The organism is Zobellia uliginosa, from assembly GCF_900156625.1.
Classification (GTDB): Bacteria; Bacteroidota; Bacteroidia; order Flavobacteriales; family Flavobacteriaceae; genus Zobellia; species Zobellia uliginosa.
In genome coordinates this window covers 794,128-807,307 of record NZ_FTOB01000004.1, presented here as the reverse complement: position 1 = coordinate 807,307, position 13,180 = coordinate 794,128, and the positions used below count along the sequence as shown (strand labels likewise).

Annotated in this window: 11 protein-coding genes; 8 read left to right on the top strand and 3 right to left on the bottom strand. The window is 41.5% G+C overall.

Annotation, left to right across the window (positions count from 1 at the left end; all coding sequences use genetic code 11):
• The first annotated feature begins 5 nt into the window (after window positions 1–5).
• The 6 genes from BW980_RS16055 to BW980_RS16030 all read left to right on the top strand — a co-directional run bounded on the left by BW980_RS16055 (window position 6) and on the right by BW980_RS16030 (window position 9,565).
• Complete coding sequence (locus BW980_RS16055) at window positions 6–230, top strand: DUF2795 domain-containing protein (protein ID WP_013994285.1); 225 nt, start codon at window positions 6–8, stop codon at window positions 228–230.
• A gap of 194 nt (window positions 231–424) precedes the next feature.
• Window positions 425–3,787, top strand: a complete 3,363-nt coding sequence (gene secA, locus BW980_RS16050) for a preprotein translocase subunit SecA (RefSeq protein WP_076456171.1) — start codon at window positions 425–427, stop codon at window positions 3,785–3,787.
• A gap of 301 nt (window positions 3,788–4,088) precedes the next feature.
• Window positions 4,089–5,297, top strand: a complete 1,209-nt coding sequence (locus tag BW980_RS16045; protein WP_076456300.1) for a sensor histidine kinase — start codon at window positions 4,089–4,091, stop codon at window positions 5,295–5,297.
• Window positions 5,298–5,530: 233 nt separating this feature from the next.
• Window positions 5,531–6,748 carry a sensor histidine kinase gene (locus BW980_RS16040; protein ID WP_076456170.1) on the top strand — a complete coding sequence of 406 codons (1,218 nt, stop codon included), beginning with the start codon at window positions 5,531–5,533 and terminating at the stop codon, window positions 6,746–6,748.
• Between the two features lie 69 nt (window positions 6,749–6,817).
• Window positions 6,818–8,212, top strand: a complete 1,395-nt coding sequence (locus tag BW980_RS16035; protein WP_076456169.1) for a Gfo/Idh/MocA family oxidoreductase — start codon at window positions 6,818–6,820, stop codon at window positions 8,210–8,212.
• Between the two features lie 138 nt (window positions 8,213–8,350).
• Window positions 8,351–9,565: a sensor histidine kinase gene (locus BW980_RS16030; protein WP_076456168.1), complete on the top strand. Its 1,215-nt coding sequence runs from the start codon at window positions 8,351–8,353 to the stop codon at window positions 9,563–9,565.
• Here the strand turns inward: BW980_RS16030 and BW980_RS22955 are convergent.
• The 3 genes from BW980_RS22955 to BW980_RS16020 form a co-directional block, all read right to left on the bottom strand.
• Window positions 9,562–9,696, bottom strand: a complete 135-nt coding sequence (locus tag BW980_RS22955) for a hypothetical protein (protein WP_262508151.1) — start codon at window positions 9,694–9,696, stop codon at window positions 9,562–9,564. The two genes, BW980_RS16030 and BW980_RS22955, sit on opposite strands and share 4 nt — an antisense overlap.
• Before the next feature lie 74 nt (window positions 9,697–9,770).
• The gene (locus tag BW980_RS16025; protein ID WP_076456167.1) at window positions 9,771–10,010 is read right to left on the bottom strand and encodes a hypothetical protein; all 240 of its coding nucleotides are present in this window, start codon (window positions 10,008–10,010) and stop codon (window positions 9,771–9,773) included.
• A 503-nt stretch (window positions 10,011–10,513) separates the two neighbouring features.
• Complete coding sequence (locus tag BW980_RS16020) at window positions 10,514–10,753, bottom strand: hypothetical protein (protein ID WP_046287501.1); 240 nt, start codon at window positions 10,751–10,753, stop codon at window positions 10,514–10,516.
• A 557-nt stretch (window positions 10,754–11,310) separates the two neighbouring features.
• Here BW980_RS16020 and BW980_RS16015 point away from each other — a divergent pair.
• Both BW980_RS16015 and msrA read left to right on the top strand, forming a co-directional pair.
• Window positions 11,311–12,318, top strand: coding sequence for a malectin domain-containing carbohydrate-binding protein (locus tag BW980_RS16015; protein ID WP_083690499.1), 1,008 nt, complete (start codon window positions 11,311–11,313; stop codon window positions 12,316–12,318).
• Window positions 12,319–12,440: 122 nt separating this feature from the next.
• Window positions 12,441–13,127: a peptide-methionine (S)-S-oxide reductase MsrA gene (msrA, locus tag BW980_RS16010; protein ID WP_076456165.1), complete on the top strand. Its 687-nt coding sequence runs from the start codon at window positions 12,441–12,443 to the stop codon at window positions 13,125–13,127.
• The last annotated feature ends 53 nt before the right edge of the window (window positions 13,128–13,180 follow it).

Genomic DNA, 13,180 nt, shown 5'->3' with positions numbered 1-13,180 from the left:
CTAAAATGTATTGGACATTAGAACTAGCATCGTACTTGAGTGATGCGCCCTGGCCGGCGACAAAAGACGAATTGATAGATTACTCTATCCGTACCGGCGCGCCGCTAGAGGTCGTAGAGAACTTGCAATCTATGGAAGAAGAAGGTGGCGAGATTTACGAATCTATCGAAGAAATCTGGCCAGACTATCCTACTGAAGAAGATTATCTCTGGAACGAAGACGAATATTAGAAGTATTACGTTAATTGAAACAAAAAAGTCTCTATCGAGGCTTTTTTTTTATGTAATTTTGGCAGGCAACTAGGTAAAATGTGTACAAACTTCAAACTGGAATGCCTTTTGCAAGGTTGCTGCAAATGGTAATTTAACGGAATGCCCTACCGCGCCAACATCTCAAGAAGCGGTCTAATGCTAAACAGTAAAAAATGAGTTTTTTAAATTCTATATTAAAAGTATTCGTAGGTGATAAATCGGAAAAAGACGTAAAGGAGCTACAGCCTATAGTAGAACAGATCAAGTCTTTTGAAAAGGAGTTGGAAGCAGTAAGCCACGACGAGTTGCGCGAGAAGACCCGAACCTTTAAACAGAAAATTGCCGAAGACATCAGTGAGTTCACCAAAAAGATAAGCGAACTCGAAGAAGAGGTCAAGGCGTCTTCAGACATTGACAAGAACGAAGATATATATGCCGAAATCGACAAACTCAAGGAAGAGGCATATAAAGTAAGTGAAAAAACACTTGATGAAATCTTACCGGTTGCCTTCGCCGTTGTTAAAGAAACGGCCAAGCGCTTTGCCAACAATACTACCTTAAAAGTCACCGCTTCCGAATTTGACCGCGAACTCTCGGGATCAAAAGACTACGTAAGCCTCGAAGGCGACCATGCGATCTGGAAAAATTCATGGAACGCCGCTGGTAAAGAAGTTACTTGGGACATGGTACATTACGATGTACAGTTGATCGGTGGTATCGCCCTTCACCAAGGTAAAATTGCCGAAATGCATACGGGAGAGGGAAAAACTTTGGTAGCTACCCTTCCCTTATACCTAAATGCCCTAGCAGGTCACGGAGCACATTTGGTTACCGTAAACGACTATCTAGCGAAAAGGGACAGCGCATGGATGGCCCCCATTTTTGAATTTCATGGCCTATCGGTCGACTGTATCGACTACCACCGCCCCAATTCGGATGGGAGAAGGGCCGCTTACAATGCCGATATTACCTATGGTACCAACAACGAATTCGGTTTTGACTACCTGAGGGACAATATGGCCCACACTCCTAAAGACTTGGTACAAAGACCACATCATTATGCCATAGTCGATGAGGTGGATTCGGTATTGATCGATGATGCCCGTACCCCTTTAATCATTTCAGGCCCGGTACCCGAGGGAGACCGTCACGAATTCAACGAACTCAAACCAAAGGTTGCCGATATCGTTAGCAAACAACGACAGCACCTTACAGGCGTTCTGGCCGAGGCCAAAAAGCTGATACAGGAAGGCAACACAAAAGATGGTGGCTTCTTATTATTGCGTGTTCACAGGGGATTGCCAAAAAACAAGGCCCTTATCAAGTTCTTGAGCGAAGAAGGTATAAAGCAACTCCTTCAAAAAACCGAGAACTACTATATGCAAGACAACAATAGGGAAATGCCCAAAGTGGACGAAGACCTATTGTTCGTTATTGATGAAAAGAACAACCAAATAGAACTTACCGAAAAAGGGGTTGATTATATCTCAGGCGAACAAGACCGAGATTTCTTCGTTATGCCCGATATCGGAGGGGAAATAGCGAAAATTGAAAATCAAAACCTCGATATTGAAAAAGAAGCCGAACTTAAAGAAGAGCTCTTTAAGGACTTCGGGGTAAAGAGCGAGCGAATCCATACCATGAGCCAGCTCTTAAAGGCCTATACCCTTTTTGAAAAAGATGTAGAATATGTAGTGATGGACAACAAGGTGATGATCGTTGACGAGCAGACCGGCCGTATTATGGATGGTCGTCGTTATTCCGACGGACTTCACCAAGCCATCGAAGCAAAGGAAAACGTAAAGATCGAAGCCCTTACACAGACCTTCGCCACGGTTACCTTGCAGAATTATTTTAGAATGTACAACAAACTCGCAGGTATGACCGGTACGGCCGTTACCGAAGCGGGTGAATTCTGGGAAATTTACGAGTTGGATGTTGTAGAAATACCTACCAACAGACCAATTGCCCGTGATGACAGAAACGATTTGATCTATAAGACCAAACGTGAAAAATACAACGCCATAATCGAAGAGGTCACCAAGCTTTCACAAGCCGGTAGACCTGTATTGATCGGTACGACTTCAGTAGAAATTTCCGAGTTGCTATCGCGAATGCTTCATATCAGAAAGGTTGAGCACAACGTACTGAACGCCAAACTTCATAAAAAAGAAGCCGATGTGGTCGCCGAAGCAGGTAAGCCCGGAGTCGTGACCATTGCGACCAACATGGCGGGTCGTGGTACCGATATCAAGCTGACGGAAGAAGTTAAAAAAGCGGGTGGTTTGGCCATCATCGGTACGGAAAGACACGACTCAAGACGTGTTGACAGACAGTTGAGAGGTCGTTCCGGTCGACAGGGCGACCCAGGTAGTTCACAGTTCTACGTGTCTTTGGAAGATAATTTGATGCGTCTTTTCGGTTCGGACCGTGTAGCCAAAATGATGGACAAAATGGGCTTGGAAGACGGTGAGGTCATTCAACATTCCATGATGACCAAATCGATTGAACGCGCACAAAAGAAAGTCGAAGAAAACAACTTCGGTGTTCGTAAACGTCTTTTGGAATACGATGATGTAATGAACGCCCAGCGTGAAGTCGTCTACAAAAGAAGGCGCCATGCACTGCAAGGCGAGCGCTTAAAGGTCGATATTGCCAATATGGTCTACGATACCTGTGAGGTAATTGCCGACACGAACAAAGCGGCAAACGATTATAAGAACTTTGAATTTGAACTGATCAAATATTTCTCGATAACCGCTCCGATTTCCGAAGAAGATTTCGGTAAGATGAGCGTACAGGATATCGCCAATAAAGTCTATTCGGAAGCGTATAGGTATTATCAAGACAAGATGGAGCGCAATGCGGCCACGGCTTATCCTGTGATCAAGAAAGTTTACGAAGACAGCGCCAACAAGTTCGAACGTATTGTAGTACCATTTACAGACGGTATTAAAACACTCAATGTGGTTACCAACCTTGAACGCGCTTACGAAAGTGAAGGTAAGGAACTGGTTACCGATTTTGAAAAGAACATCACCTTGGCCATTATCGATGATTCTTGGAAGACGCATTTACGTAAGATGGACGAGTTGAAACAGTCGGTTCAATTGGCCGTTCACGAACAGAAAGACCCCTTGTTGATCTATAAATTCGAAGCCTTTGAACTCTTCAAGGAAATGATAGACAAAGTCAACAAAGAAGTTGTTTCTTTCTTGTACAAGGGTGAACTCCCCAGTGAAAACCCCAACCAGATCCAAGAAGAACGGAATGTTCGCAGGCCTAAGGAAAACCTTCAGACCAGTAAGGAAGAAATCCCTAACAGTGATGAGCTAGCGGCCCAAAACCGTGCGGCAGGACAAACCCAGGGACAACGGCCCCAGGTTACGGAAACCATAGTACGTGAACGTCCGAAAATTGGACGTAACGACAGGGTTACCATTAAAAACGTAATGTCGGGCGAAAGCAAAACTGTCAAATACAAGCAGGCAGAACCCCTTATTGAAAAAGGCGATTGGGTACTTACGGAAAAGTAAAATTTAGTAAAACACCATAATCTACGGCAACTTAGCGATAAGTTGCCGTTTTTTTTGTCCGATAAACGAGTAAAACGTTAGTTCAATGCAATTGTATCTACTATTGCAGGGCTATGAACAAATTGACCCCAAAGGTAAATTGCAGTAAATTAAGCAAATACACCTCTTTTTTTTGTTCAAAAACTTAACTTCGGTAAATATTTTGTCGTAAAACCTTGGTTGACTATTTTATTTGAAGTGTCGTCTGTTACAAGCGGGTTCACTTCTTTTTTTAGAAAAATGGCAAACCCAAAACATGTACATGCGAAAGCCTAAGAAAAGTCTGAATAGAATAAGTGACAAGACTACATTATTACTTAAATTTAACTATGTATCGTCTTTTCTTAGCTTGGCCATAGGCTTGATCTGCACCTATGCCTTTGATATACATGGTACCATACCCTATGTTTTCTTCTTCTATTCGGCCTCAAATCTATTGAACGTTCTAGCCTTCAGAAAACACAAAAACTTGATGGCTATGGCGATATACACCTCCATCATCTCTTTCTTGGGCACGGTTGTAATCACCCTGTACAGCGGGGGAATCAATAGTCCGTTTATTTTCGTTTTAGGTCTGGTAGTCCTTGCAGGGTATATCTCTACACGATGGTTCGGTACCATTTATCTATATCTCATTATAAGTACAATTGTCTCCATCTATTTAATCGATTATGTCGATTTCGACTTTATCGAAAACGAAGTGCCTGAAAACGTACGCGACCTGTTCAGCCTTATAAGCGTATTATTTTCCGTTTACCTTTTGGGTGGCGTATTCGGTAAAAACCTGTTAAGTACCCACCATCGCCTATATCGTTCTAAGGCACGCATTGAAAAAAGTATAGACGAGAAAGAAAACCTCTTAAGGGAAGTTCATCACCGTGTAAAAAACAATCTACAAACCGTCTCGAGCTTATTGAGCCTACAGGCCAGAAACACCCCTAACGAACAAATAAAAGCCTTGGTCAGAAGTAGCCAAAACAGGGTAACATCAATGGCTATGATCCATGAAATGCTCTACGTTCGAGACAACCTTTCAAAAATAGAATTCGGCTCATACGTTAATGAATTGAGCCAATACCTTTTAAGAACGGTTGAACGAAATGACCAAAAAATAAAGGTCAACCTCAATATTCCTGAAACTTTATTAAGCATAGACACCGCCATACCATTGGGGCTATTGATCAATGAGACGGTCACTAACTCCATAAAGTACGGTTTCAAAGACCGAAACGAAGGCGAAATAAAAATTGAACTTGAAAAGCGCGACCAAGACTGTTATATACTAAAAATCAGTGATGACGGCCTAGGGTTTGCCCTAGACCACGACTACAAAAACTACAACACACTCGGTCTAAGGTTAATACACAACTTGGCCAGACAACTTCAAGGAAGCATAGATCGCATTCCTTCGAAAAAAGGCACAAAATACAAGTTAGTATTTCAAGATATTACGGATCAATTTAATCCGTAAGCCTTATATTCGCCCAGCATTTTGACTACAAATTATTTGCGATGGTTCTAAATTAAATTTTTCTGTCTTTTTATGACAGAAAATTCGGAATAAAATTGTAGCTTTCTGCTGCAACCCCATTTTAACCATTTCTTAAATACCTCTTCAGAATATCTTCTTGATAAAACCATATCAAGCTAGAGTATTCCTGTATACAAGCATTTTATTCCGCTACGGTCGCAATTAGTGTAATAATGTCAATTAAAAACAAGTTTCAAAACAGGATCGACAATCAGACGAGATTGCTATTCAATTTCGCCTATGCATCGTCGGTACTCTCTTTTGTCTTGGCCTTTGTTGTCATATATGCCCTCGATATAACAGGACACATTCCTTTATTTTTTTTCCTGTTCGCTATATTGAACCTGACCAATATCTTTCTCTTTAAAATTCACGGCAACGCCCTAATAGGTGCGTTTACAAGCTCCTCTTTATCCCTTATATGCGTGGTCGGTATTTGTATTTTCAGCGGTGCGATCAAGAGCCCTTTTATATTCGTTCTCAGCATCATTATTTTAGGAGGCTTTGTTTCTGGCCGTTTTTTTGGAAAGGCCTACCTTGTATTGGTACTCCTCATAATCGCGGGCCTATATGCTGTCAGCGAGCTTACAATGGTTTCCACCGAAGTCCCTGAAGAATCAAAAGACACCTTTAGCCTGCTCAGCCTGCTCTTTTGTATTTATCTTCTTATTGGTGTATTTGGAAAACACCTACTCAGAACACACTCAATTCTAAAACAATCCAAAGATGAGATAGAAGCTGGAATCGCAGAAAAAGAGATGCTCTTAAGAACGGTTCACCATCGAGTCAAAAACAATTTACAGACGGTTTCGAGTCTTTTAAGCCTCCAATCTAAGAATACCTCAAACGAAAAAATAAAAGAATTGGCAAAAAGCAGCCAATACAGAATCAATTCAATGGCCATAATTCATGAAATGTTGTATATGAGAGACAACATTTCAAAGATAGCTTTCAAACCATACGTTAAGGAGCTCACCGAATTTCTTGTACAATCGGCCAATGACAAAAACCTTGACATCAAAGTGAATATCGATATGCCGGATGTCAGTCTAGGTCTCGACACCACCATTCCCTTAGGCCTGCTGATCAACGAAGCCGTTACCAATTCTTTAAAATACGGTTTTCCAGAAAACAGCCGAGGTGAAATCAGCATTCTCTTAAAAGAGGACGAAAAAGAATCCCAGAGTTACTTCCTCGATATTATTGACAACGGCGTGGGCTTTCCTAAGACCATAGACCATAAGACCACCAAATCGCTCGGACTTAAGCTCATGCACAATCTAGGACGCCAGTTAAGGGGCTCTGTGTCACGTATGACCACGGTCAAAGGCACAGGCTACCACATCACCTTTAAAGACCGTGAGCGCCATTTTACCGGCATCAATGGTTGATCGGGTGTAAACAATATCGTTTATAATTGTTTCCCATAAATCAGTATCTTTAGGAAACCATAGACCAAAATGAAAAACTCTCGCCGAAAGTTTCTGACATCAGTCAGCATGCTCGCCGCCACCACGGCATTACCCCTAGAGGCATTCGCTTTTAATGCCACTAAAAAACTCTCCGTTGTCTTGGTAGGAACCGGAATACGGGGTATCACGTTTTGGGGAAAAAGATTGACCGACCAATATTCGGATATCATCGAATTTGTAGGCCTATCCGACATTAACCCCGGCAGATTGGCCTACGCTAAAACGCATATAGGCGCATCATGCCCTACTTTTACCGATTTTGAGGAGATGGTCAAAACTACCCGACCCGACCTTGTTATCGTCACCACCAAAGACTCCACCCACCACGAGTTTATCATCAAAGGACTGGAAATGGGGTGTGACGTACTCACCGAAAAACCACTGACCACCGATGAAACCAAATGTCAGTCTATTTTAGAGGCAGAAAGTAAATCAAAAAAAAACCTTATCGTCGGCTTCAACTACCGATGGAGTCCCTATGCCACTAAAATCAAGGAACTTTTGATGAACAAGACCATTGGCGATTTGGTCTCCGTAGACTTCAACTGGTACCTCAACACCTATCACGGCGCCTCGTATTTTAGGAGATGGCATGGCGACATGAACAGCAGTGGCTCTTTGTGGGTGCACAAAGCGACCCATCATTTTGATTTACTCAATTGGTGGATAAACTCTGAACCTGAAGAAGTATTCGCCTATGGAGATTTGGAGTTCTACGGTAAAAACGGACCGTTTAGGGGAGATAATTGCCGTAGCTGCCAAAATAGCTCGAAATGCGATTTTCACTGGGACATCAACCAAGATAAATTCATGAAAGCACTCTATGTTAACCACGAGCATGAAGACGGTTATATACGTGACAATTGCCTCTTCAGAGAAGACATAGACATCTACGATAAAATGTCGGCCCAAGTAAAATATGCCGATAACACTACCTTGAACTATTCGCTTACCACCTACTCCCCTTTCGAAGGCTGGCGTGTGGCATTCAACGGTACAAAGGGCAGAATTGAAGCTTCTCAAGATATCCCATACTTTAAAGAGAGTAGCATTTCAGAGGCAGAAAAACACCAGAACGAAATGACGCAGAACGATCAAGAGGACCTTTCTTTTGAAAGCATCATTGTACACCCGCTTTGGCAACCACATAAAACCCTAGCCGTACCTATGGAAAAAAGTGGTCATGGCGGTGGCGATAAACGTCTACAGGACAAAATTTTCAGAACCTCCGAGATTGACGACCCCTACGGCCGTACGGCCGGCATACGTGATGGCGCCATGTCTATTCTTATCGGCATTGCGGCAAGACGCAGCATCGAAAACAAAAAAACAATTCAGATTTCTGAACTGACCGATTTAAAACCAAGAAAACAGCGATCATAAATGTTAAACATAGCCTTTAAATGGTAGTAATACACCTACTTATTTGATAGATTGCCAAAACCTATTTAGATTTACCGTGAAAGGGAAGATTTTTCTTAAACTTTTATCGGTTTTAGATAAGAAAAACACGAATCTTATATGCAGCAGGATACCGACCTAGAAAAACGCTTGAAAACCAAAGTTAGACTAGTTTTAAAAATCAATTACTATTCTTCCGTTCTCTCGCTTATTTTTGCCGCGCTTTGCTATTTTCTTCTACATATCACCGAAGTCATACCTTATGCCTTTTTAATTTTTGGCATTCTAAACCTCTTCAATACCCTACTCTACAAATACCACAAAAATCTTGCCCTCACATACAACATCGTTTCAATGATGACCTTGGCCGGGGCCAGTGTAGTAACGTTATACAGCGGGGGAATCAATAGTCCGTTTATTTTTGTACTAGCCCTTATCGTCGTTGCCGGCTATGTCACTACCAAGGCTTACGGCTCGCTCTACCTCAATCTCAACCTCCTCATTATCATCTTAATATACACCCAAAACGTTGCCGATTTCAATTTTGTGGAGAATGTGGTACCCAAAGAATCAGAAAATCTTTTTGCTTTTCTCAGTGTATTGTTTTCCATATATCTTTTGGGGGGAGTTTTCGGAAAGAACCTGTTGCATGCCCACCACAACCTCTATAAGACCAAGAATGAGCTCGAAGAAAAGATCCGCGAAAAGGAAACCCTTATCAAGGAAGTACATCACCGGGTAAAAAACAACCTACAGACCGTTTCAAGTCTGCTCAGTCTTCAATCGCGAGGCATAACCGATAAAGACGTGAAAGGCCTATTGAAAAGTAGTCAGAATCGGGTAATTACCATGGCCATGGTTCATGAAATGCTCTATATGAGGGAAGATCTCTCTAAAATAGAATACAAATCATATGTACAAGAGTTAGTGGAATACCTCATTCGCTCAATTAAAGGAACTAGTTCCAATATTACCTTGAACATCGATATCCCCAATATCAAACTAAATATAGATACGGCCATACCCTTAGGGCTTTTGATTAACGAAACCGTGACCAATGCCCTTAAATATGGTATAGTCGACGACAATAAAGGCGAAATCAATATTAAATTAAGAAAAGAGAAAGAAGATTACCTGATTCTGCAATTGGGCGATAACGGAAAGGGATTCTCTGAAGAAACCAATCACAAAAACTCCAATTCACTTGGTCTCAAGTTAATACACAACCTAACCCGTCAATTACAAGGTTCGCTTATGCGCGACTTAAGTCGGCAAGGCACCCATTATACGATTAAGTTCAAGGAAATCAGAGATCAGATGTCTAATGCGACCTAATCGTAATCTTCCGGTGAACCACCATCCTCGACCTCTACTTTCAAAGGCCGTAAAATTCCTTTCGTTTTAGGAAACAGCAATACATTGCAAAAGACTAGCGCAACAACGATTAAAGAAATAAGTACTATCATAGGAATGGGATTGGGGCTTTTTCTTTTATTAGAAACTTCCGCGTGTTATTATAAATAAGCTAAACCTTAATTTCTTAGGCCATTTTAGCTTTGTTTCTTTTCGTAGTAAAAGAAAGCGCCTTGGTTACCCTAGCGTTATCCCTTTTATACAAACGGGCAACTTCCAAAGTGTTTTCCAAACTAACTTCTTCCGTAGCAGTCTCGGTAGCGATCGTCATTTCAACAGTGTCTATTTTAACCTCTTCGGTCGAAGTTTGGGCTTGGGCGGTCAACCCGATAAAAAGAACAAAAATTAAAGTTGCGATAGTTTTCATGACTTGTGCGTTTATATATATAAAACGCCCGAAGCCCCATCCTACCGAGGTTTCATTCGCTGAAAAACCCCATATTTTCGGTTAGCTGCACAACTTCGGTTCAAGTGTAAAAAACCATCGGTGAACGTAGTCGACCTCAAAAACAGCTTACCGAGATAAAGTGTCTTTAGTCGGAAAAGAAAGCATTCCCCCGCCTCGACAGATATCTCTATTTAGCCTATATCATAATTAGTTTCATTCTAATATGTTTGCCCTACTCCCATCGCATCAATAAAGCGCCTAACGATTATACTGCAATGTGATACATATTATATATGAATGCCCTGTGGAATTACCCCTATAGCTATATGTAGGCCGTATGCATTCAATATAACTTTGTTCTATCGAGAGCATTTGTCAAAAACAACTATAGAGAAAAATAGAAACGTTATAAAAAGTCTAAGGAAAGCCGGTGCTAAAAAGATATTATATATATACTTATGGGTTGGTAGATGAACAATCGATTAGGCCATTTTAGCTTTGTTTCTTTTCGTAGTAAAAGAAAGCGCCTTGGTTACCCTAGCGTTATCCCTTTTATACAAACGGGCAACTTCCAAAGTGTTTTCCAAACTAACTTCTTCCGTAGCAGTCTCGGTAACGATCGTCATTTCAACAGTGTCTATTTTAACCTCTTCGGTCGAAGTTTGGGCTTGGGCGGTCAACCCGATAAAAAGAACAAAAATTAAAGTTGCGATAGTTTTCATGACTTGTGCGTTTATATATATAAAACGCCCGAAGCCCCACCCTACCGAGGTTTCATTCGCTGAAAAACCCCATATTTTCGGTTAGCTGCACAACTTCGGTTCAAGTGTAAAAAACCATCGATAAACGTAGTCGACCTCAAAAACAGCTTACCGAGATTAAGTGTCTTTAATCGAAAACAAGTACTTCCTAGAACTGTAGATTCTTCATTTTTTAGCACCGCCCCCTACCTACTGTTATTTAATTCTTAAAAACCATATCCTGATGGTACCCATTCATATCTGATCAATCGCTCAAAGTTCCGCGAATAATTGGAAAATTCCACAAGCTATGAGTCCTTAAATTCACATATCTTTTTCATCGGACTATCTGAAATCTTACAACCAAACTCACTGATTCTCAGATACTGTAATATTTCACTTACATAAAATGATTGAACTAACGATCAAGTCTCATCTTTTGTCGATTATTAGTTAATATTATTGTTCTGAGACCGCCTTTTGAATATTTTGCAGCCACTTTTGAAAAAGAAAATGAATTAATTTAAAATCACTGAATTATGAAACGTAGTTTACTAACAAGATTGGCTCTGTTCGCCATGCTATTCGTGTCTTTCGTTATGGTACCGGTAGCATGTAGCAGCGATGACGGAGGGACTGGCACAGAACAACAACCCGACCCAGACCCGGATCCGGACCCAGAACCTACTCCCGAAGCGGACCCAACAAATGCCAATACAACTTTAAACGCCACTGCTGCCGCCCATTCCAATGGAGTCAGTACTTCGACCGTAACAATCAAACTGGCAGATGCCGACGGAAATTTACTTAAGGGCAGTGGAGGTACCATAGTATTATCGGTTACCGGTAATGCCACCGTATCGGAAGTGACCGATAACGAAAACGGAACCTATACGGCAACGGTAAGTAGTGAAACCGAAGAAACCGTAACTGTATCCGCCAAGTTAGATGGCGTAGACATTACAAGCACGGTAGACATAACCTTTAATCCCGACGAATCGAATCCTGCACAAGAGGTCGCTCAGTCAACGGAACCTCTTGGTCCAACCCTTCTAAGAATCAACTGTGGAGGTCCAGAGGCGACTTATGAAGGTAATCTCTTTTTAGCCGACAAACATTTTGACGGTCCTACCGAAGCCTATACCAATCCGCTTTTCACTGAAGAAGACACGGACATGAATGCCATCTTTTTAACTGAGAGAATTAGTGACAACACTAAGGTAAAGGGACCATTTTCCTATAAAATCCCCGTCACAAACGGAAGCTATACGGTTAAACTTTACTTCGCCGAAATCTATTGGGGCCTTGACAACCCAGAAGGTCTAGAGGGCGGTGTCGGAAGTAGAGTCTTTAATGTTACAATGGAAGACACTGAAGTTTTTACCGGATACGACCTTTATAAAGATATCGGAGCCGGAAAACCAGATACCCGCATGTACGATATTGAGGTTACAGATGGTGAATTGACAATTACCTTTGAAGCATCCGTCAACAAACCAAAAGTTTCAGCTATAGAAGTTTTAGGTACGGGAAGCGTCGAACCATAAGACACTCCCATCCCTATGAAATAAGGCCCGTTCGAAAAAAATCGAACGGGCCTTATTTTTTTGCCTATTTTTATTTTTAAGTAAGTTCTTCCCGTTTTTCAGAACTAATAATAAAAACAACAATGAAAATTCTAAAATTATACCTTTTGGCCCTAGGTCTTTCCCTTACCACGGCTTGCCAATCGAACAGCAACAAAAAAGTCGTCACTACAGAAAAAGAGGCTGTAACCAAATTGACGAAACCCATGCCCCAAGACCTTGACACATATGAAACGGCATATTTTGCAAGTGGTTGTTTTTGGTGTGTTGAAGCCATTTTTGAAAGCGTAAAGGGGGTCAAGGAAGTGGTATCGGGGTATTCTGGGGGCACGGAAAAGAATCCTACCTACGAACAAGTTGGAGGAGGGCTGACAAGCCACGCCGAAGCCGTTAAAGTCTATTACGACCCAAAAGTCATTTCGTTTACGGCCTTGGTCCAAGTGTTTTTTGGTTCGCACGACCCAACGACCTTAAATCGACAAGGTCCCGACAAAGGCCGGCAATACCGTTCAATTGCATTTTATAAAAACGAACAGGAAAAGCAGGTTATCAATGGGTATATACAAGCCCTAAAAGACCAAAACGTATACGACGGTGCCCCAATAACTACTGAAGTAATACAGTTCACCAAGTTTTACGATGCAGAAGACTACCATCAAGATTACGAACGTAAACACCCGAACAACCCTTATATCACCAATGTATCCATACCGAGATTAAACCGCTTTAAGCAGAATTTTAAAGCCTATCTAAAAGAAGATGCCCATTGATTTAAGTGATTCCATTATTTCAGTAACCATTTCAAATTGCCTTTTCCTGTAAA